Origin of the sequence: Halomonas garicola (assembly GCF_031935715.1) — a bacterium.
Taxonomy (GTDB): Bacteria; Pseudomonadota; Gammaproteobacteria; order Pseudomonadales; family Halomonadaceae; genus Vreelandella; species Vreelandella garicola.
Genome location: NZ_JASSZF010000009.1, coordinates 15067 through 35378, shown reverse-complemented (window position 1 = coordinate 35378; position 20312 = coordinate 15067). Strand labels below are relative to the sequence as shown.

At 64.2% G+C, this 20312-nt stretch carries 16 protein-coding genes, 1 tRNA gene and 1 pseudogene; 10 read left to right on the top strand and 8 right to left on the bottom strand.

Features of this window, described 5'->3' with window-relative positions:
• The first annotated feature begins 134 nt into the window (after window positions 1-134).
• Entirely contained in the window at window positions 135-701 is a 567-nt protein-coding gene (gene tehB / locus RS027_RS05130; protein WP_311954851.1) for a tellurite resistance methyltransferase TehB, read from the top strand.
• A 157-nt stretch (window positions 702-858) separates the two neighbouring features.
• Here the strand turns inward: tehB and RS027_RS05125 are convergent, their stop codons facing one another.
• Complete coding sequence (locus tag RS027_RS05125) at window positions 859-1293, bottom strand: universal stress protein (RefSeq protein ID WP_311954850.1); 435 nt, start codon at window positions 1291-1293, stop codon at window positions 859-861.
• 384 nt (window positions 1294-1677) lie between these two features.
• Between RS027_RS05125 and RS027_RS05120 the strand changes: the two genes are divergently transcribed.
• Window positions 1678-2610, top strand: a complete 933-nt coding sequence (locus RS027_RS05120) for an EamA family transporter (RefSeq protein WP_311954849.1) — start codon at window positions 1678-1680, stop codon at window positions 2608-2610.
• 41 nt (window positions 2611-2651) lie between these two features.
• Here RS027_RS05120 and RS027_RS05115 read toward each other — a convergent pair.
• The 3 genes and pseudogenes from RS027_RS05115 to RS027_RS05105 all read right to left on the bottom strand — a co-directional run.
• A pseudogene (locus tag RS027_RS05115) lies at window positions 2652-2927 on the bottom strand (proline racemase family protein); the annotation flags it as partial.
• 240 nt (window positions 2928-3167) lie between these two features.
• Window positions 3168-3244, bottom strand: a tRNA-Met gene (locus tag RS027_RS05110).
• A gap of 38 nt (window positions 3245-3282) precedes the next feature.
• Window positions 3283-6111: a DUF349 domain-containing protein gene (locus tag RS027_RS05105; RefSeq protein WP_311954848.1), complete on the bottom strand. Its 2829-nt coding sequence runs from the start codon at window positions 6109-6111 to the stop codon at window positions 3283-3285.
• Between the two features lie 194 nt (window positions 6112-6305).
• Here RS027_RS05105 and minC point away from each other — a divergent pair, with 194 nt between their 5' ends.
• The 6 genes from minC to RS027_RS05075 all read left to right on the top strand — a co-directional run bounded on the left by minC (window position 6306) and on the right by RS027_RS05075 (window position 12801).
• Entirely contained in the window at window positions 6306-7082 is a 777-nt protein-coding gene (minC, locus tag RS027_RS05100) for a septum site-determining protein MinC (RefSeq protein WP_311954847.1), read from the top strand.
• A gap of 99 nt (window positions 7083-7181) precedes the next feature.
• The gene (gene minD / locus RS027_RS05095; RefSeq protein ID WP_311883152.1) at window positions 7182-8000 is read left to right on the top strand and encodes a septum site-determining protein MinD; all 819 of its coding nucleotides are present in this window, start codon (window positions 7182-7184) and stop codon (window positions 7998-8000) included.
• Window positions 7997-8248, top strand: coding sequence for a cell division topological specificity factor MinE (gene minE, locus RS027_RS05090; protein ID WP_311883150.1), 252 nt, complete (start codon window positions 7997-7999; stop codon window positions 8246-8248). The genes minD and minE overlap by 4 nt, the downstream gene beginning before the upstream one ends.
• Before the next feature lie 18 nt (window positions 8249-8266).
• A complete protein-coding gene (gene sbcB / locus RS027_RS05085; RefSeq protein ID WP_311954846.1) occupies window positions 8267-9760 on the top strand; it encodes an exodeoxyribonuclease I in 1494 nt (497 codons plus the stop codon).
• Window positions 9761-10037: 277 nt separating this feature from the next.
• Window positions 10038-11081 (top strand): IS110 family RNA-guided transposase, encoded by a 1044-nt coding sequence (locus RS027_RS05080; protein WP_311954845.1) that lies wholly within the window; start codon window positions 10038-10040, stop codon window positions 11079-11081.
• 841 nt (window positions 11082-11922) lie between these two features.
• Entirely contained in the window at window positions 11923-12801 is an 879-nt protein-coding gene (locus RS027_RS05075; protein ID WP_311954844.1) for a group II intron maturase-specific domain-containing protein, read from the top strand.
• A 242-nt stretch (window positions 12802-13043) separates the two neighbouring features.
• Here the strand turns inward: RS027_RS05075 and RS027_RS05070 are convergent, their stop codons facing one another.
• Window positions 13044-15914 carry an insulinase family protein gene (locus tag RS027_RS05070; RefSeq protein ID WP_311954843.1) on the bottom strand — a complete coding sequence of 957 codons (2871 nt, stop codon included), beginning with the start codon at window positions 15912-15914 and terminating at the stop codon, window positions 13044-13046.
• 14 nt (window positions 15915-15928) lie between these two features.
• Complete coding sequence (locus RS027_RS05065) at window positions 15929-16603, bottom strand: SOS response-associated peptidase (protein ID WP_311954842.1); 675 nt, start codon at window positions 16601-16603, stop codon at window positions 15929-15931.
• A 200-nt stretch (window positions 16604-16803) separates the two neighbouring features.
• Between RS027_RS05065 and RS027_RS05060 the strand changes: the two genes are divergently transcribed.
• Together RS027_RS05060 and RS027_RS05055 are read left to right on the top strand one after the other, a co-directional pair.
• Window positions 16804-17418 carry a TetR/AcrR family transcriptional regulator gene (locus tag RS027_RS05060; RefSeq protein WP_311954841.1) on the top strand — a complete coding sequence of 205 codons (615 nt, stop codon included), beginning with the start codon at window positions 16804-16806 and terminating at the stop codon, window positions 17416-17418.
• Window positions 17419-17444: 26 nt separating this feature from the next.
• A complete protein-coding gene (locus tag RS027_RS05055) occupies window positions 17445-18098 on the top strand; it encodes a 1-acyl-sn-glycerol-3-phosphate acyltransferase (protein ID WP_311954889.1) in 654 nt (217 codons plus the stop codon).
• Here RS027_RS05055 and RS027_RS05050 read toward each other — a convergent pair.
• A complete protein-coding gene (locus RS027_RS05050; protein WP_311954840.1) occupies window positions 18095-19360 on the bottom strand; it encodes an HlyC/CorC family transporter in 1266 nt (421 codons plus the stop codon). The genes RS027_RS05055 and RS027_RS05050 overlap by 4 nt on opposite strands.
• 104 nt (window positions 19361-19464) lie before the next feature.
• Entirely contained in the window at window positions 19465-20262 is a 798-nt protein-coding gene (locus tag RS027_RS05045) for a cytochrome C assembly family protein (RefSeq protein WP_311954839.1), read from the bottom strand.
• Window positions 20263-20312 lie beyond the last annotated feature (50 nt).

Below are 20312 nucleotides of genomic sequence, written 5' to 3'. Positions count from 1 at the left end.
CGGCTTTCTGTATAGCGGAGCTGATTGGATGACCTGAAGCAATACACTGGCGAAAATGCCCGGATAGTGCACCCTGCTCCTGCGAGCAAAGTGGTAATATAGGTGCACCTTTTCAACAGCTCCAGGTGGACACCATGACCTCCGATTTGAACAGCCGCTACGGCTTGAACCCTGCCCACAGCGAAGTGGTAGAAGCGTGCAAGGTGATTGAGCCCTGCCATGCCCTGGACATGGGCTGCTCCAGCGGACGCAACGCGCTATATCTGAGCGGGCTCGGCTTTGACGTTACCGCGGTGGACAGTAACCCCGGTGCGATCAGTAGCCTGCAGCAAATGGTTGATGCGGAAGGCATCACCAACGTCAAGGCGCAGGTATACGACATCAGCACCGCTGCCCTTGACGCCGATTACGGCTTTATCGCCTGTACCGTCACGCTGATGTTTCTCAACCCGGCAAGCGTTCCCGCGGTGCTGGCCGACATGCAGGCACACACCCAGCCCGGCGGCTACAACCTCATCGTCTGCGCCATGAGTACCCAGGAACACCCTTGCCCGATGCCTTTCCCCTTTACCCTGCAGGAAGGCCAGCTACGCGAGGCCTATGACGGCTGGGAGCTGGTCAAATACAACGAAGCTCTGGGCACCATGCACAACGGCGCGCAGCTGCAATTTTCCACCATGCTGGCGCGTAAGCCGGCGTAGGGGCTTCAGCTTGAAACGGGCGCTGAAGGGCAAAACGCCCGTTGGTTTTATTCTTGAATGCGGGCAGGATGAGCCCGAGAGTTTTCATGAAGATTCTATTCTCTACTTTCCGGGGCCATACGCCTAGCGCTTGGCTCTTTCCGTCAAAGCGCACGGGCTAGCCAACGACAATCACGGCGCAGGACGCCACATGCATCACCCGGTAGGAAACGCTGCCTACCACCAGACTTTTGATGTTGCTATTACCCCGGCTTCCCATCACGACGGCCTCAACGCCCAGGCGCTTCGCTTCCGACAGGATGACCTGCGCCGGCTTGCCTGCACGCACGATGGGCTGCACCTGGGGGCTATCGATCTCGACCTGCTGGCAGACCTGCTCGATGACGTCCAGCCCTTTCCGCTGCACGAGTTCCTCCGCATTGAGCGCGGGCACCCCTACTACTTTGCCTATGCCATCCTCGGCGGGAGGCGCCTCCTGAGTATTCAGCACGTACAGGCCCCCTGCATCGGCAGCAACAAGCTTGGTAGCTACTTCGAGCGCTGCGCGGGACTGATCTGAGCCGTCAACGGGCACCAGGATAGACTGGTACATAATGGCCTCCGAAATATCTCAAATTATGGTAGCTAATATTGCAAACCAACCTACCATAGCAAGGGGGTTCCTGCCTGACCTGGATCACAAATGCGCTCAGGCAGGGGGCAGGGAAGCTTCAGAAAAGACGGCGGTCTCAAGTTCCAGGTCCAACGAGTTATGGAACTCGTTATGCTGTCGGGTCCCGCCTGATTAATTACGCGGGACCCGACACTTAAGAAACTGCCGTCATTTTTTATTTTTTGATCAGAATTTTTCTGACGCGTGCCATCTCCTGCATGTCGGTTGTTCATTGGGACCAAATCATACCGGATGGGTGGATGTTGCACTTGCCCATTGAGGGCGCCAATATTGTCTCGCCTATTTGCCACATAGAAGTGTTTCATGTCTTCCTTCTCTACCGCTGCGGCAGCTCCGCGTTTCTTTCCTCGTCCGCTGGCTTTGCTGGTGTTGATGGGCGTGGCGACGATGTTTGCCGGCAATCATGTGGCAGCGCGGGTCACTTTCGATAATGGAACGGGACTCTTGTTGGCGATCCTTGTGCGCGCTGCTGTCGCGGTGATGGTGTTGGGCGCCCTTGTGGTCGTGCAGCGCAAAAGCTTGGTGTTACCGACACAGAGTCGACCCTGGCTGATGCTGGCAGGGTTGTTGATTGCGGTACAAAGCCTATTCCTGTATTCGGCAGTCGCGCGGATTCCCGTCGTTGTGGCGCTGCTGTTGATGAATACTTTTCCTATCCAGCTGGGAGTGCTGACTTGGGCGCTGGGCGGACCAAGGCCGAGCGGGCGAATGGCGCTGATCATGGCGATTATTCTGGCAGGGCTGGTGGTGGTGCTTGAGGTGCCGGCATGGCTCGCCAATTCGGAGGCCATGGGACCCGGCTGGCTGAGTGGTGTTGGGCTCGGGTTGGGGTCGGCGACGGCTTATGCTGGTGCGCTATGGCTCACTGAGCACCGGCTCGGTGGAGTCAGCAGTACCTTGCGAAGCTTGTTAACCATGGCCACGGTGCTGCTGGTCATGGTGCTGGCAGGCGGGTTAGGGCTGGTGCCGAGCGGCATGGCGCTGCCGGAATCAGCCCGGGGCTTGTGGAGCCTCGTCACGCTGGCCTTGCTTTACGGCGTGGCCTTTTCGGTGCTGTTTATTTGCCTGCCGCGCCTCGATATCGCGCGTAACGCTCCGGCCATGAACGCAGAGCCCGTGGCTGCGCTGGTGCTGGGGTTTTTGGTGCTGGGACAGGCGCTTTCCAGCATCCAGCTTGTCGGGGGCGGCATAGTGATGGCTGGCATTGTGCTACTCGGGATGTCGCGCCAAGCGTGACATTACCTTGCCGTCGGTAAACAGTAAGCGCCGCGCGTATCTCACGAGGCGTTTATTCCCCAGGCAAAAGGATCGTTTTCATCGATGATGAGCGTTGTATCGGCGCTCAGATAAGCTTGCCCGCGGATGTAGGGGCGCACAGAGTTCTCCTCCCGCTCGTAATACGCATCAAACTGGCTGCCCGTGACGCTCGCTTGCCGCCAGTTTTGTCTAGGCGCCAGTTTGCCATCTTCAGCTAGGCAGGCCAGTTTGGCACTGGTTCCAGTGCCGCAGGGCGAGCGGTCATATTGCTTGCCCGGGCACAGCACGAAGTTGCGGCTGTCGGCGTTAGGTGTTCAGTCCCGAAGTGTAATGGTCCATGGTATGAACCATTGTCCGAGGAGGATCCATAGCCCAAATACTTCATAAGTGCGTCAAGCCCCTAACCAATATCCCGCTGCCAAGCAAAATACGAGCGCTGGGTCACACCGGTGTCACATATATGTCACAGGCGGTTTTTCTTTCACCCAGCACAAAAAAGGCAGACCAGTAAGTTACTGATCTGCCTCTCGAAATATTGGTAGCGGGGACCGGATTTGAACCGATGACCTTCGGGTTATGAGCCCGACGAGCTACCAGACTGCTCCACCCCGCATCAACGTGGGGCACAGTATAGTGGGTTTTTGTGAGATGTCAAACATCTTTATGTTCAGCGGACGCTTCGTTGCCCTGGCCGCCGGAGAGCTGATGCACCAGAGCGTCGAAGTCGTTGACGTTGGCGCCCCAGAGCTCCCGCGGCATGGGGCCCAGGGCGAGCAGGTCAGCGAGGAGGCTGCCCAGCTCGTCGGCGGTGCTGCGCTCGTGACCCAGCCCTAGCCCCTCGTTGAGGCGCTCCACCTGGATGGCCAGGCGCAGCGGCTCATCGCTTTGGCGCACCTGGCCGGTGGCCAGCAGCGAGAGGTGTACGCGCAGGCGAGCGAGGCTATCGCGCTGAGATTCATGAGCGCGGGCGTCAAAGCGCTCCGCCCGGTGGCGGCTGGCGTTGCGCTGGCGGTGGGCCTCGGTAAAGCGCTCGAACAGCGGGGCGTCGAGCGCCTGCGCGGCGTCTACTTCGCGGACGGCGTCGCCGTCCAGCGCGGCCTGGTCGGCCGCCAGATGGGCATTGAGCAGCGGGACGCTTTGCTGCCAGCGGGTAATGACAGCATCGGTTTCGAGCTGATCAAGCCGCTCGCGCCGGGCGCGAGTGATGCCGGTCAGACGCTTTCGCATGCCGTCGCTGCGCCGGCCCCGGGGCAGGGGCTCAAGCGCTTCGGCTTCCTGTAAAAAAGCCTCCAGCGTCGGCGCGTCGGTGCTGTGCTGGGGCTGCCAGGCATCCATGCGGTCAAGCAGCGCCTGCATGGCGTCCAGGCGCTGCTGCTGGCGCTCGGCGCGCTCGGTCCTGTGCGCGTCGCGCGCGGCGAACAGACGGTCGCAGGCGCGGCGGAAGGTGCGCCACAGGGGCTTTTCTTCGCCCTTGGGCGCGCGGCCGAGCTGGCGCCACTCCTGCTGCAGGGCCTTGGCCTGTTCGATGCGCGCGTCGAGCGGCTCTGTGCCGTGCTCAAGCGCCTGGGCCTGCTCTACCAGGGCGCGTTTCTGCGCGGCAATGTCCCGGGCGCGCCGGTCGATCAGCGCCTGCAGGCGGTGGCGGGCACGGCCGAAGCGTCGGCCCACGGCTTCAGAGTGCTGGCGGGGGACCGGGGAGTATTCTCGCCACTGATAGCGCGAGCGGTCGCGGATCTGGCGCAGCGCGTCGGGGTCGGCGTTGTCGGCGGGCTGTTCCAGCAGCATTTCCAGCTGTTCGCAGAGCGCTTCCCGGGCGGCCAGGTTGGCGCTGCGCTGCTGGTCAAGGCTCTCGCGCCAGGGCTTGAGGCGCTGGTGAATACGGTCCGAGGCGGCGCGGAAGCGGTGCGACATCTCCCGGGTGGCGGCGGCGTCGCCCAGGGCCTTCCACTCCTTGACCAGCTGGCGGTGACGGCGATCCAGCGCGGTGTCGGTGAGGTCGGCGTTATCCGCCAGCGTTTCAATGCTGGTGCACAGCTGCTCGCGTTTGGGGCCGGCGACAAAGCCGCGCCAGTCGCGCAGCTCGGCAAGCCTTGCGCCGAGCTGTCTCAGGCGTGCCTGGAGCGATTCGCTGTCGGGGCCGCGAAGCGCCTGAACGCGGGGCTTGAGCTGCTGGTGCAGGCGGCTGGCCTCGTTGAATTCGCCGCGCTCGAGGTGCTGCTCCAGGGTGCTAAGCGCCTGGCCCAGGGTGTGCGGCTCGGCATCGGTCCTGGGGGCGTCCTGTTGCTGTGCCTGCCGCCGGGCCTGGGCAAGCAGCGGCGGCAGCGGCAGCTCATCCGGCCACTGGCAGGCGTCGGCTTGCTCGGTAAGCGCCCCGCTATCGGCGTTATCCAGCGCGTTCTGAAGCCCGTCGGCGGCGTCGAGGTAGCGCTGCCAGGCGGCGCTATAGCGCTCGTAGCGCTTCATGGCCCGGGCGTAGCGCTGGCGGGCGGGTTCGTCGGGCGGGTGAATGTCGGAGAGCGCCTGCCACTGCTGGCCGGCGAGCCGGCGCTGGGCGCGCAGGCTATCGAAGTTCTGGGCGCTCGGTGCCTGGCCCTGGCAGAGCTCGTCCAGGCTGTTTTCAAACGCCACAAGAAGCGTTTCGCGCTCGTCTTCTGCGGACCGTTGACGGTGCTGATGCTGTTCCCGGGCGTGCTCTTCGGCGGCGTGATCGTGGAGCGTTTTTTCGCCGCGCGTAACGGCGTGCTGGTAGCGCGCCTCGGCGTCGCTGCCCGGCGGGTGGGCAAGGGCCTCCCACTCCTTTTGCAGGTGGCGCAGGCGGGCCTGGTAGTGCGGCTCCCACACCGAGCGGGCGAGGCTTTCCAGCTGCTGAAGCAGGGCGTCGCGGCGCTGCTGTTGGTCGCGCACCCATTGAGCATCGGCCTTCAGGCGATTAAGGTGCTCGCGTGCCCGCTGGGCCACCTGGCGGTCCCGGCGCGACTCTTTCATCAGCCGCTTGAGCCCGGCTTCGCTCGATACGCGCTGCGCCGCTCGGTGGCGAACCGTGGCCACCCGGTTGTGGCAGGCCTGGTCAATCAGATCGCTTTCGTCGTCGAGGCGGGCAAGGGCGGCCAGGCGTAAATCGAGATTGTCCCCTTGAAAGGCGACGTCGCGCAGTAGCCGGGCATCGTCAAGCTGTTCCAGCTGGCGCTGGCGTTCGGCAAGCGGGCTTTGGCCCTCGCGGCCGCACAGCCGCGCGATTAGCGCTTCCCGCCAGGCGTCATCGTCGGACCGCTCGGCAAAGGCGTGCGCCAGGCCCGGGAGGTCGTCCAGGGCGCACAGCGCCGCCAGGCGGATGTCGGCGTGGCTGTCCCGGGTCAGGGTTTCAAGCCCGCGGCGGTCCTCGGGGCGGCTAGGGTCGAGTTGCTCGAGCGCCCGGCGGCGGACGTCGGAGCTAGGGTGCTGCCAGCGAGGGGCAAACAGGCGACGTAACAGTCCTTGCATGTCTCATCCTGCATAAAAAAGGGCCGAACGTGAAAAAAACAAGCCATTGGCAGTTGGTGGTTGCAGTTGCCCACGCTGTCGCTTAGCTTTGGCGGTGGCATGGTCGGTGTTGCGGGGAGTATCGCCCCACCGTCCGGCGCATGTGACGGGTGCGCTACCGTTTATTTTACCGATCCCAACATGGAGTTTCGGCCATGAGCCTCAATGTGGATGGTGCCGAAGAGGCCTTTACGTTTAAAGGCGGCATGCTGCCCATGACCGTGATGGAGCTTGGCAGCGCCGACCCCGAGCGTATCCGCCAGCAGCTGGAAAGCAAGCGTAACCAGTCGCCCGCTTTCTTTCAGCATACACCGGTCGTGCTTGGCGTGGAAAAACTGGATGAACCGCATCTGGCCCTGGAGCGCATTTGCGCGGTGTGCCGGGACCACAAGCTGTTGCCGGTTGCCGTACGCGGCGGCGCTGACCCGGTACGCCAGTCGGCCTGGGCGCTGGGCCTTGGCTGGTTTGCGCCGGTCGAAGAGCAGCGCGCCCGGCGGTTGACCAGCGTGGAGAAAACCCCCGAAGCCGCCCCCACCGAGGCGCCTGCCGAGGCACCGGTGGAGCCCGCGGCCGCCGAGCCGCCGCCGGACATGGCGCCGGTGGTGGGGGCCCGGCTGTACCGCGGCACGGTGCGCTCCGGCCAGCAGGTCAGCTCGGCCGACGGCGATCTGGTCGTGATCGGGGCGGTCAACGCCGGGGCAGAAGTGCTGGCCGCCGGCAATATTCATGTGTACGGCGCCCTGCGCGGGCGGGCGCTGGCCGGCATTCACGGCGATCTGGAAGCGGGCATTTTTTGTCGCGAGCTGAAGGCGGAGCTGTTGTCCGTTGCCGGCAATTACAAGCGCCTGGAAGACATTGACCCGCAGCTTTTGGATGCGCCCGCCGAAGTGCGTTTTTATCATCAGCAACTTGAGATCAAGCCCCTTGCATAGCGCAGGCGCTTGTCGTGTGAGCCGTGCGCAGCAGCCTGCGCGGCAGACGATGTGTTGCCATCTGCGTATGCGATGGGCGTTACCTAAAGGACAGTAACCTTGGCCAAAATCATTGTAGTGACCTCAGGCAAAGGAGGGGTCGGCAAAACCACCAGCGCGGCCGCCATTTCTACCGGGCTTGCGATGCGCGGCAAGAAAACCGTGGTCATCGATTTTGACGTGGGCCTGCGCAATCTGGACTTGATCATGGGCTGCGAGCGTCGGGTCGTTTATGACCTGGTCAACGTCATCCAGGGCGAGGCAGGGCTCAATCAGGCGCTGATTCGCGACAAGCGCGTGGAAAACCTGTTTATCCTCCCGGCGTCGCAAACCCGCGACAAGGAGGCGCTCACCCGGGAAGGTATCGAAGAGGTGTTCGACAAGCTCAAGGAGCAGTTCGACTACATTATCTGCGACTCCCCCGCGGGGATCGAAAGCGGCGCCCAGCTGGCCATGTATCATGCCGACGAAGCTATCGTGGTGACTAACCCCGAGGTCTCGTCGGTGCGCGACTCTGACCGTATTCTGGGGCTGCTGGCGGCGAAGACCCAGCGCGCCGAGCAGGGGGGAGATCCGGTCAAGGAGCATTTGCTGATCACTCGCTATAACCCCAACCGCGTGACCAGCGGCGACATGCTGACCCTTGACGATATCCGCGAAATTCTGGCGATTGACCTGCTGGGGCTTATTCCCGAGTCCGAAGCGGTGCTGCGGGCGTCCAATCAGGGCGTGCCGGTCACCCACGATTCGTCCAGCGATGCCGGCCTGTCTTACACTGATACCGTGTCGCGTCTGCTGGGTGAAGATATCCCGCTACGTTTCCATGAAGCCCAGAAGAAGGGCCTGCTAAACCGCATGTTCGGAGGAGGTCGCCGGTGAAACTGCTGGAGTTTTTAAAGCGCGAGCGTAAAAAGTCGGCGCCGGTGGCAAAAGAGCGCCTGCAAATCATCGTGGCCCACCAGCGTAATCAGCGTGGCCAGCCGGACTATATGCCCAAGCTGGAGCGCGAGCTGGTCGAAGTCATCCGCCGCTACGTCGATATCGACGACGATGCCGTGCAGATTTCCATGGACAGCGAGGACAGCTGCTCGGTGCTGGAGCTTAACGTGACCCTGCCCAAAACCTGAGGGGGAGACTGATTTTTCATGGCGCCATCCACTGCCGCCCCGGCCAGTTTTCTCTGGCACGACTACGAGACTTTTGGTGCCGATACGCGCAGGGATCGGCCGGCCCAGTTTGCGGCCATCCGCACGGATGCCGCGCTCAACGAAATCGGCGAGCCGGTGGAGCTTTACTGCAAGCCCGCCGATGACGACCTGCCGCACCCCGTGGCGTGCCTGATTACCGGCATTACGCCGCAAAAGGCGCGCCGTCACGGCCTGCCGGAAGCCGAGTTTGCCGGCGAGGTGCTGCGCCATATGAGCGAGGCCGGCACCTGCGCGTTGGGCTATAACAGCCTGCGCTTCGACGACGAAATCACCCGCCAGCTGTTTTACCGCAACCTGATCGACCCCTACGCCCGGGAGTGGCAGAACGGCAACTCGCGCTGGGACCTGATCGACGTGGTGCGGGCGTTTTACGCGCTGCGCCCCGACGGCATCGAGTGGCCGCTGCGCGACGACGGCGCGCCCAGCTTCAAGCTTGAAGACCTGACCGCGGCCAACGGCATCGAGCACGCCGGCGCCCACGACGCCCTTGCCGACGTGCGCGCGACCATTGCGCTGGCGCGGCTGATGCGCGAGAAAAACGCCGGCCTGTTTGACTACCTGCTGGCCCGGCGCGGCAAGCGGGCCGTATCCCGGGAGCTGGATTTGCCCGGTGCCAAGCCGCTTTTACACATCTCGAGGCGCTACCCGGCCAGCCGCGGCTGCAGCGCGCTGGTGATGCCGCTGGCCGAGCATCCCACCAACCCCAACGGCGTTATCGTCTACGATCTGAGCGTTGAGCCGACCGCCATGCTCGAGCTTTCCGCCGAGCAGATCCGCGAGCGGGTGTTTGTCAGCCAGGCGGACCTGAGCGAGGGGGAAACGCGCATTCCGCTCAAGGTGATTCATATCAACCGCTGCCCGGTGCTGTTCCCGGCGAGCTTTTTGAAGGATATCGACGGGCCGAAAAAGGGCGAGTACGGCGATATCGTCGCGCGGCTGGGGATCGACCTGCCCCTCTGTCGCCGCCACTGGAAGACGCTGTACGAGGCCTCCGGCGTTGCCGCCAAGGCAGCCGAGGTGTTTAACGCGCCCTACGCTGACGAGGTGCAGGATCCGGATCTGATGCTGTATTCCGGGGGCTTTTTCTCCAAGTCCGACCGCCAGCAAATGGAGCGCGTGCGCCAGACCCCGGCCTGGGACCTGGTGGGCGAGCGCTTTGCCTTTCAGGACTCGCGGCTTGAGGAGATGGTGTTTCGCTACCGGGCGCGCAGCTACCCGGAAACCCTGGAAGGCGAAGAGCTTGCCCAGTGGGAAGCGTTCCGTTGGGAACGTTTGAACGACCCGGCGCTTGCCGGCTTTACCCTCAAGGATTTTGCCCGGGAGATCGAGCAGTACAACCAGCAGCCGCTGGATGACCGCGCCCGGCAGATCCTCGAAGAGCTGGTGATGTTTGTGGAAGCCATGCTGCCCGCCCAGGCGTTTGAGGGGTAAGCAAAACCAGGCAGGCTCTACAGCAGGTTTTCGTAGGAGGCCGGCTGTGCCGGGCGATGCAGACCGCAGGGTTGCCTGAACCAGCTGCCGCACCTGAAATCGAGTCATCGCAAGTACCCGGAAAGCGGGCATAAACTTCGCGCGGCGATCTCCTTACTCTGCCGGCAACAGGAAACCCCGAGATTGCTTCGCTGCGCTCAATGAAAGGGACTCCTCCCCACTCCGATGCCTCATCGGGCAGAATGGCGTTGAGACCACCAAAAGAGGGGGAAGAGTCATGAACCAGCATACGGCGATTGGCATTGATTTGGCAAAGCAGGCGTTTCAGGTGTGCATCGTGAATACCCGTCAACAACGCGTTCGTACCAACAAAGTGCTGAAGCGCGCGGAGCTGCTGGATTACCTGCGGCGTCAGCCAAGCTGTCGCGTCTTCATGGAGGCCTGCGGCGGCTCGCATCACTGGTCGCGGCAGTTCCAGGCCATGGGGCATGAGGTACGGCTTATTGCACCGCAGTTTGTCACCCCGTTTCGCAAGGGGCATAAGACCGATGCCAACGATGCGCTGGCGATCGTGGAGGCCGGGTTGCGACCCCACATGCGTTTTGTGCCTCAGAAAAACCTGGAGCAGCAGGACCTGCAGAGCCTGCATCGCATCCGAGATCGTTACATCAAACAGCGCACCCAGCTGATCAACCAGGTACATGGCCTGCTGCAGGAATACGGCATTGTCTCCGGGCGCGGTCAGGCGGCCCTGAAGCGGACCCTGTGGCGTGTGCTGGAGGACGCGGAGAACGAACTGACGTTCACGATACGCGAGCTGCTGGCCGACCAAATGGCCGAGCTGGACCATCAAAATGAGCGCATTCACCGCCTGGACAAGCAAATGGAGCAGCTGAGCCGCGCCATTCCGGCGTGTCAGCGGCTGCAGGCCGTGGAAGGCGTCGGCCCCGTCGTTGCCACCCAGCTCTACAGCGCCCTGGGTAACGGCAAGGCGTTCAGCAAAGGACGACAGGCGTCGGCCTACCTGGGCCTGACACCGCGCCAGTTCAGCAGCGGCGGCAAGGTGGCCATGACGGGGATAGGCCGAACCGGCCAGATCTCCCTCAAGGCCGCGCTGATCCGCGGGGCGCATTCGGTAATCCAGCGGCTGGGCGACAAGCAGGACAGCAAAAGCCACTGGCTGAGAGCGCTGGTCGACCGCGTGGGCAAGAACAAGGCGGCCGTTGCCCTGGCCAACAAAACCGTGCGAGTGGCCTGGGCGCTGCTGCACGGCAACACGACGTACCGGGCGGATGATGTAGACACCGAATTCCAGTGCTGATGGCCGGTTGGCCACCAGTACAGGGGATGCTGGCACGCTAGTGCCATCACCTTGTTGCCGAGCCACGAGGGATGAAAAACAGGTCAGACCGACCTTCTCAAAACCTGATCATTGCGATGGCTGAAAGGCCTAATGCTCGTTGAGGAGAGAAGGTGCGCGACGTTCATCAGGGTCAGGGGATAGCGACCCCGTATAAAGACCGACTATACGCACGCATCGGCTGTGTTTTTCAGGCTTTCGAGGCTTGCAACCGGGGAGGAGTCCCTATACGCAATGACGCAAGAGAGTAAGTGCTCGCCATAGCGTATCAAGGGCATGGATAAACAGAGTTGGAATAAAAAAGGCCGCTACCCGGAGGTAGCGGCCTTTTGCGTTGTGCGCCAGGCATGGCGCGTAGCACCGATAGGTGCTGTTCCCGAGGGTGGTGCCTCGGGATGACTTGGGGGTGAAAGTCCCCTGCGGACCCTGATAGCGGGAACCGCTAGCCGAACAGCAAGGGTGTCCGCCGCGAGGCGGAATCTGAAGGAAGCTGAAGGCAAACTCCCGGCCCGACGAACAGGAATCGCATATGAGGCAGCCACATCTGGGCGAGAGGGCAATGAGACTCGAAGCCCAATAGCCATCCGGAAGGTGTGGAGGTAAATGCGGCGGGTAGATGGGAGGAAGGTCGCGCGTCTTACCCTGGGAGGTCTGGCGGTCTGCCACGGTGCTACCGGCGTCGAAAGGCGACGGGATGGACCGCCAGACGTCAGCAGAGGCCATAGTACGTGCCGGTTGACCGCGGCACCAAGGGCCGAACATGAAGAACCGCGAGTAGGCGATGACGTCTCGAGGACCGATCATGAAGACAGCAACTGGCGCTAATACCGTCACCCACCCAGAGGGGCAGGGGCAGTACTCCGAGCTCCAGCCGGTGGGCGTCGAGACGGTCCCGGCGTCGTCATCGTGGACGAACGCGGAGCCCGCCTCGCTCATGGAAGCGGTGGTCGCCACCGACAACATGCAGCAGGCTTGCCGTCGGGTGGTCGCCAACAAGGGGGCACCGGGTACCGATGGCATGCCGGTGGACCAGCTGGCCGATCACCTGAAGCAATACTGGCCGACGCTGCGCGAGCGGCTGCTGGCCGGAGAGTACCACCCCAGTCCAGTTCGAGCCGTCGAGATCCCCAAGCCCAAGGGCGGGGCGCGACAGCTCGGCATCCCCACGGTCAGCGACCGGCTGATCCAGCAGGCCGCCTCGGCCATGAAGGCTCACGTCACCGCCGGCCACCGTTGGGTGGTCGACCTCGACCTGAAAGCCTTCTTCGACCGAGTGAATCACGACCTGCTGATGGCCAGCCTGAGTGATTTTCTCGAGAATTCGCTCCGGCTGACGGTCAATCACGACAAGAGCGCGGTGGACCGGCCGTGGAACCGGGGGTATCTGGGCTATACGCTGACTCGGTACAGGCTGCCGAAGTTGACCATCGCCAAGGCCAGCATGCAGCGCTTGATGCAGCGTGTCCGCGATATCCTCAAGCGCGGCAGGGGGCGCAACATTCGGCGTATCACCCAAGAGCTGGCTCCCGTCCTGCAGGGCTGGGCCAGCTACTTCAGTCTCGTCGACGTGAAGCGCCCCTTGGAAGCGCTGGATACGTCGCCGACTGCGTTGCGTGATCTGGCGGCAATGGAAACGTCCGAAAACTCGGCGCCGCAAGCTTCTGGCGCTGGGTCTGGGTAGCCAACGTGCCTGGAAGTCAGCGGGGAATGGACGAGGTCCCTGGTGGAATGCCGGCGCCTCGCACATGAATCAGGCCCTGCCACGCATGTGGTTCGACCGGCAAGGCCTGATCTCGGTACTCGATACGGTAAGAGGGCTTAGCCGTTCTTCATGAACCGCCGTATACCGAACGGTACGTACGGTGGTGTGGGAGGGCGCCGGGGGTAACCCCGGCCCCTACCCAATTCTATAGCGCTAAGCGATTAGTCGTCAGCGGTAAACGTCTTCAGCTCGTCGCGGTAGGCGCCGACGTCGCTGGGCTCGTCGCCCGGGTCAAAGCGGATGTCCAGGCGGCGCTTTTGCAGCTTGGCCCAGAGGTTGCGCAGCTCCTCGACGCTTACCTCAAGCGCCTCCTCGGCGCGGCGCTCGCGGCGGTCAAAGCGGACGTCTTCAAGGGCGGTGGCCTGCCAGTAGCGGTCGGCCAGCTGGCCAAGGCCGGTGGCGCGCTCGCTGAGTTTGCTGTGCACCGCCTGGCGGTAGGGGGCAAGGGCCTCATCGTCCAGGGACTTCAGGCGTTCGTCCACGTCGGCCATAAAGGTGCCCATGCGCTCGGCAACGGTGGCGCTGTCGCTGCCCGGGGACTGCACCACCAGGGCCAGGCCCGGGGCATCCAGCAGCGGGTAGTAGCCGGCGTTGACGATGTAGCCCAGCTGCTCCTGGGTGCGCAGCTGCTGATAAAACGGCGTCTGCAGCCACTGGGCCAGCACGCTGACGGCAGCCTGCTGGCGCGGGGTAGCGTTGTCGCCCTGGAGGTAGCGCAGCACCAGCGCTTCGTCTCGGGTGCTGTGGGGGCGCAGTACGCCGTCGTCGGCGCTGACGGCCAGCGGCTCAAGCGCGGGAATGGCCTCGCGGGTCAGGCGCGGATTCAGCTGCTTTTTGATGCTTTGGGCCTGTTCCCGGGCCTGATCGGCGTCGAGGTTGCCCACCGCCATGGCGTCAACGTAAAGCTCGCCGAGAAAGCGCTGGCGGAAGTCTTCCAGATGGTGGCGCTCAAGGCGCTGGCTGGCGGCAAGCAGCTCCTCTACGGACCACTGCGGGGCCAGCAGCGCCTGGTTCAGGGTGCGCCGCGCCTGGCCAAACAGCGCCGAGTCCGGGGCATTGCGCCACTGGCGCTCGAGCCGATGCTGCACGCGCTCAAAGCTACCCGGGGTAATATCGCCGCGCTGTATCTGCTCGATCACCCGGGTGATCAGCGGCGCCTGGCCGTCGCGCCAGCCGGAAAAGGCGAGCGTCATGCCCCGGGCGTGGGCGTAGGCGCTGAACGACTGCCCGGCGAGCCGCGCGGGGTAGAGCGCCTCGTTCAGGCTATCGTTGAGCCAGCCGGCCAGCAGGCGGTCGAGCACGGCTTCCTCGGCGGAGCGCCGCACGCTTGGGTGCTGCAGACTAACGCGCCATTCCACCTTGGGCGTATCGAACCGTTCGACCTGCTGGTGCCAGGCGGTGAAGCGGGGGGTGTCTTCCACAATGCTCGGGGCGTCATCGTGGCCGCTTTGCAGGGTCAGATCCTTGGCGATGAAAGGGTTGGGCTCAGGCAGCGCCAGCCCCTGTAACGCGGTACCGCCCTCGGCGGCCGGGGTTTGTTGCCACTGGGTATCGAACCAGGGCGAGACGCGCTCGCTTTCGACCTCGGGGCCGGAGTACACGCGGATCATGCGGTCCGGGGTCAGCGCGTCCAGGTAAGTGCGGGCGCGCTCGGCGTCAAAGCCGTCCATGCGGTAGGGCGCGTACTGCACGTCCTTGACCGGGTAGCGCGACAGGCGCATGGCAAGCTCGGAGGCTTCATGCTGGGGCGAGCCGTGCTGCTGGAAGCGGAACGACTGCTGCTCGAGGGCGGCCTGCTCGTCGTAGCGCCATGCTTCCAGCCCTTCGGCGGCGACGTTGTCGATCGCGGCAAAGAGCGTCGCCTGAACGTCGTCCAGCCGCTCGGCGCCGTCGGGGGTGAGGCTTATGCTGACGGTGAACAGCGCGTCCTTGCCGTCGCGGCGGCCCACGCCGGCCGACAGGCCGTCGGCAAGCCCGGCGTCGCGCAGCGCGGCCAGCACGCTGCCTTCGCCCTCATCGCCCAGCAGGTGGGCCAGCAGCTGGGCGGGCTTGTGGGCGTATTCCTCCAGCGGGTCGGGCACCGGGAAGAGAAAGCGCAGCTGGCGATTGTCGGTCAGCGTCTGGCGCTCCAGATAGACGGGAAGCGAGTCCTTGTCGATCAGCGGCTCGTCGATGGTCGGACTTTCGAGCTCGTGGTCGGCAATGGCGGCAAAGCGGTCGATGACCATCTGTTCAAGCTCGTCCAGCGGCTGGGGCGCGACTACGGCTAGGTGCATCACGTTGGCGTCGTAGTAGCCGCGATAGAAGTCGATGACCCGCTCGCGCAGCGACGGCTCGCCTGCCGGCCGATCGGCCAGGGTCTCGACGCTGCCCACGGAGAACTGCGTGCCGGGATGATCAGGGTTGAGCACCTGGTTGAGCACGTCGTTTTCCCGCCGGCTTTCGTTGCGCCGGCGCGCCTGGTATTCGGAATCCACCACGCTGCGCTCGCTTGAGAGCTTGTCGGCGTTGAACAGCGGCGAAAGAAAAAAGGCGCTGAAGCGGTCAAGCGCCCCGGGCAGGGCAGAGGGCTCGATGTCGAAGAAGTAGTTGGTGTCCTGGGGGGCGGTAAAGGCGTTGTGCGCGCCGGCGTGCCGGGTGATATAGGTCTGGTAGGCCTCGGGCTCGGGGTAGGGCTCGGTTCCCAGAAACAGCATGTGCTCGAGCAGGTGGGCCAGGCCCTGGAGGTCGTCGGGGTCCTGGGCGCTGCCTACGCTTACGTTCATCGAGGCGGCGGCCTTGTCGGCCTCGGGGTCGCTGACCAGCAGGGCGGTCAGGCCGTTTTCCAGCGTGAGTACGCGGTAGTCGCGGCTGTCAAAGGGGCTGGTGATCGGCGCCTGGACCTCGGCAATGCGCGAGTCCGGCGACGACGAGTCGGCCTTGGCAGGCAGCCCGGCGGTACCGACAACGAGCACAGCGCCCAGCGCCAGCGGGGCGCGGCGCGTCAATGATCGCGTTAGAGAGGGGGGAAGAAAACAAAAGCGTGACAGCATCGTGTCTCCTGTAATCAGGGTTGCCAGGTCAGCATCGGGCCGACGGGATGGGCGCAGCTCGGAGACTGGTTAGCGGGGTTATTGACCTGCCTTGATACCGGGAAAGCGCCCAATAGTTCCAGCGGGGCCGGGGTCAGCAAGGTTTTTACCTGCTCAACAGGCGTATCCGGGTTCAGCCAGCATCCGGCGTCGGCCGGGTCGATCACCGCCGGCAGGCGGTCGCTCAGCGGAGCAAGCCAGGGGCTGGCGGGCACGGTGATCAGCGCCGCGGAGTCGTTGAACGCGGTGAGCGTGGTGTGGTAGCGACACCACAGCCCGGCGAGCAGCAGCGGCGCGCGGCTGACCTGGGTGATCATATACGGCTGCTTGCCCCGAGGGCTTGGCTTCCACACGTAAACGCCGCCCGCGGGGATCAGGCAGCGCCGGGCGTGAAAGGCATCGCGGAACATGGCGCGGGACTCAAGCGACTCGGCCCGGGCGCAGTGGGGCGCGTGGTCGAGCACCTCGAGCCAGGGGGGCGTCAGCCCCCAGAACAGCGGCGACAGGCGATTTTCGCCCTGCTCCTGGCGCACGGCCGAGACCGCCCGGCGCGGGGCCAGGTTGGGCGAAGTCGTCAGCGTGTCGGCGGCGGCCAGGTCGGGCAGCAGCCGAGGCAGGTCCAGCGGGGGAACATAAAGGCGTCCGGTCATGTGCGCCTCAGCGGTAGTGGATGGCGCCGGTGCCGATGACAGCACGCGGTTAGGCGGTAAAGCGACTCGAAAACGCTGTTCGATCTGGGGTATCCTAAGCCCTCGTTCGTCCGTGTTAAAGCGCAAACGCCAGAGCACGGATCAACGTGCCGGTTTCGCCGTTGTCGCCAACGCCCTTACGCCAACCCGATGAGATTGCCATGGCCCGTCCAAGACAGCATGCGCCCGATACCCTCCATGCGCAGGTGATGGCGGTCTGCGATAGCTGGTTAGCCTCCCGGCCGGTTCACGATTTGTCGCTGCGTGCCATTGCCCGGGAAGTCGGCTGCGCGCCGAGTACGCTGCTCAAGCTGTACGGCAGTTTTCACAACCTCTTGCAGTACGTCAACGTCGAAACCCTGTCGCGGCTGCAATATATCATCAGCAACCTCAAAACCGACGCGCCGGAGCCCTGGCTGCGCTCGCTGGCCCATGCCTACTGGCAGTTTTCCGCCGAGGACTGCTTCCGCTGGCAGCTGCTGTTTGACTATCCGCTGGCCGACGGCGGCGAGCTCGACCAGCGCCAGAGCGGGCTGATTGAGGCGCTGTTCGTCGAGGTGGAAACCTGCCTGCGCAACTTCCAGCCGGCGCTTGGCGAGCTCGAGGCGCGCCAGCTGGGGCGCATGCTGTGGGGCAGCGTCCACGGCCTGGTGCAGCTCGGGCTCAACGAGCGGCTGGGCTACTGGCAGGGCGAGCAGCTCAAGATCGACGAGCTGCTGGACCAGCTGCTGACCACGGTACTGGCCGGGCTGCGCGATCGGGGGCCGGCCGAGTGACACCCAGGCCGCGAAGACAGCGCCTGGTGGTGCGCCGACTCATCCGCTACGTGATCCTGGCGCTGGTGCGGCTTTGCTATCGGCTGACGGTGCGCGGCCGCCGGCACGTGCCCCGCCAAGGGGCGGCGCTTCTGGTGTGCAACCACGTAAGCTACATGGACGCGCTGGTGCTGGGCGGCGCCTGCTCGCGCCCGCTGCGCTTTGTCATGGATCAGCCAATCTACGACTCGCCCTGGCTCAAGTGGCTGTTCCTGCTGGTGGGGGCGATTCCCATCGAGTCCGAGCGGCGCAACCCCGGCTCCTTGCGCCGGGCGCTGGACGACATCAGCGAGGCGCTCGCCAACGGCGAAGTGGTCATGGTGTTTCCCGAGGGGAAGCTGACCACCGACGGCGAGGTGCAGACGTTTCGCCGCGGGCTGGAGACGATTCTGGCGCGCAATACGGTGCCGGTGATCCCGGCAGGGCTTGCCGGCCTCTGGGGCTCCTGGACGTCGCACTGCGGCGGGCCGGCGCTGAGCCACCCCCCCGGGCGCTTTCGCGCTCGGGTCAGCCTGCATTTTGGCGAGCCGGTTGATCCTCAGGCGGTGCAGAACGAGGCGCTGTGCCGCTATTTTGAAGCCCGGGTGCGCGTGCTCAAGGCCGGCGCCGACGAGGAGATCCGCCGCGGCGGGGTCGACTAGCGCCGCGCCGGCTGCCAGCAGCGCGCCGCGGTGATCAGGTTGCCGCGGATGTCGATGATTTCCAGCCGCACGCTGCCAATCTGCAGGCTGGCTGGGCCCTGGGGAAACGACTCCAGGTGCTCAAGGATCAGCCCGTTGAGCGTCTTGGGGCCGTTGGTGGGCAGATCCCAGCCCAGCGCCTTGTTGACCTCGCGGATGTTGGCGGTGCCTTCGATGATGTGGCTGCCGTCGTCCTGGGGGTAGATCTCCCGGGCCTCGGACACGTCGGTGGTGAACTCCCCCACGATCTCTTCGAGAATATCCTCAAGCGTCGCCAGCCCCTTCACGTCGCCGTACTCGTCCACCACGATGCCGATGCGGCGCTTTTGCTGCTGGAAATTGAGCATCTGGGTATGCAGCGGAGTGGACTCGGGAATGAAGTAGGGCTCCCGCGCCTCCTGGACAATCGCCGCCTTGGTGATTTCGGCGCGCGATAGAAAGCGCGCGGCGTTGCGCAGGTGCAGCATGCCGATGATGTTGTTGATGTCGCCCTTGTAGACCGGCAGGCGGGTGTGCTGGCTGGTGCGGATCTGGGTCAGGATGGCCTTGAGGCTGTGATCAAGATCGATACCGATGACCTCGTGGCGGGGCACCATGATGTCGTTCACGGTGACGTTTTCCAGATCGAGAATCGACAGCAGCATCGCCTGGTGGCGGTAGGGAATCAGCGTGCCGGCTTCGTGGACCACGGTGCGCAGCTCCTCCTGGGTGAGACTGTCGCCGCCGCCGTCCACGCGCTTGACGCCGACCAGTCGCAAAAGGCCGTTGGAAATCATGTTGACCAGCCACACCAGCGGGTAGAGCAGCTTGAGCAGCGGCTCGAGTACGTAAGACGCCGGATAGGCAATGCGCTCGGGGCGGATCGCGGCGTAGGTCTTGGGCGTGACCTCGGAAAAAATCAGGATGGCAATGGTCAGAAGCGCGGTGGCTATGGCCGGCCCCGAGACTTCGCCGAAAAAATGGATGGCGATGATGGTGGCGATGGAGGCCGCCAGGTTGTTGATGAAGTTGTTGCCGATCAGGATCATGCCGATCAGCCGGTCCGGGCGCGCGAGCAGGCGAACAACGCGACGGGCGCGGCTATCGCCGGCGCTGGCGTGGTGGCTCAGGCGGTAGCGGTTGATCGACATCATGCCGGTTTCGGAGCTTGAGAAAAACGCCGATAGCAGGATCAGCAGCGCCAGCAGGCCGAACAGTAACCCCAGAGGGAAGTCGTCGTTCAAGTGGAAGGTTCCTCTGTCGCCGTTTCAGGGTCGCGTTTCAAGCTTGATTGTTAAAAGCCCCGCTGCGGGGTGTCAAGCAAGGTATCAAGGCGGGAGTCAGCGGCTCAGGGGGTGAGCAGGATTTCAAGGACGAACTTGCTGCCGAAGTAGGCGAGCAGCAAAAAGCCGCAGCCCCAGAGCGTCCACTTCACCGCCCGCATGCCCCGCCAGCCGAAGCGATAGCGGCCGGTCAGCAGCACCGCCAGCACGCCCCAGGCGACAAAGGAAAGCACGGTCTTGTGCACCAGGTGCTGGGCAAACATGTTGTCGATGAAGATCAGGCCGCTGACGATGGAGATGCTGAGCAGCACCATGCCGGCCCAGATCAGCTCAAACAGCACCCGCTCCATGGTGGTTAGCGGCGGCAGCGACTGGACGATGCCGCGGATATGGTGATGGCGCAGCGCCTGGTTCTGCAGCCCCACCAGCACCGCCTGGGCCGCGGCGATGGCAAGCACGGCAAAGGCTAGCGTCGAGGTGACGATGTGCAGCAGGATGCCCGACGTAATGTCGCCCTGAATGCCGTGGCTTGGCAGCCCCGCGGCGAGCACCAGCGCCACCCCGGCCAGCGGAAAAAGCGCAATGCCGGCGTTGAGCACCGGCTTGAACAGGCTGGCGACCAGCACCACGTTGGCGGCCACCGCCATGAACAGCGCCACGCTGGTGGTAAAGCCGGGCAGAAAGCCGGGCGTGCGGCTCAGCAGTTCGATAATCGCGGGGATGTGCAAAAGCAGCGCCACCACGGCCAGCAGGCGGACAATGCCCTGGCGCGGGGGCACCCGACGCAGAAGCGTCATGCCCTGCCAAATGGCGGCAGCGAGATAGAGAACAAGAGCAATCGTGGCGAAAGGCAGCGCCTGCATGATGCCATCCGTGCGCTCGGTGGCGCAGTGTAGTGGGAACGAAAGGGACA

Bases quoted from the DNA above. Each gene is read 5' to 3' on its own strand.
- RS027_RS05080 (WP_311954845.1), top strand. From the start codon at position 10,038: ATGAACCAGCATACGGCGATTGGCATTGATTTGGCAAAGCAGGCGTTT.
- RS027_RS05070 (WP_311954843.1), bottom strand. From the start codon at position 15,914: ATGCTGTCACGCTTTTGTTTTCTTCCCCCCTCTCTAACGCGATCATTG.
- RS027_RS05045 (WP_311954839.1), bottom strand. From the start codon at position 20,262: ATGCAGGCGCTGCCTTTCGCCACGATTGCTCTTGTTCTCTATCTCGCT.
- RS027_RS05120 (WP_311954849.1), top strand. From the start codon at position 1,678: ATGTCTTCCTTCTCTACCGCTGCGGCAGCTCCGCGTTTCTTTCCTCGT.
- RS027_RS05105 (WP_311954848.1), bottom strand. From the start codon at position 6,111: ATGCAAGGACTGTTACGTCGCCTGTTTGCCCCTCGCTGGCAGCACCCT.
- RS027_RS05075 (WP_311954844.1), top strand. From the start codon at position 11,923: ATGAAGACAGCAACTGGCGCTAATACCGTCACCCACCCAGAGGGGCAG.
- tehB (WP_311954851.1), top strand. From the start codon at position 135: ATGACCTCCGATTTGAACAGCCGCTACGGCTTGAACCCTGCCCACAGC.
- minC (WP_311954847.1), top strand. From the start codon at position 6,306: ATGAGCCTCAATGTGGATGGTGCCGAAGAGGCCTTTACGTTTAAAGGC.
- RS027_RS05065 (WP_311954842.1), bottom strand. From the start codon at position 16,603: ATGACCGGACGCCTTTATGTTCCCCCGCTGGACCTGCCTCGGCTGCTG.
- RS027_RS05060 (WP_311954841.1), top strand. From the start codon at position 16,804: ATGGCCCGTCCAAGACAGCATGCGCCCGATACCCTCCATGCGCAGGTG.
- RS027_RS05125 (WP_311954850.1), bottom strand. From the start codon at position 1,293: ATGTACCAGTCTATCCTGGTGCCCGTTGACGGCTCAGATCAGTCCCGC.
- sbcB (WP_311954846.1), top strand. From the start codon at position 8,267: ATGGCGCCATCCACTGCCGCCCCGGCCAGTTTTCTCTGGCACGACTAC.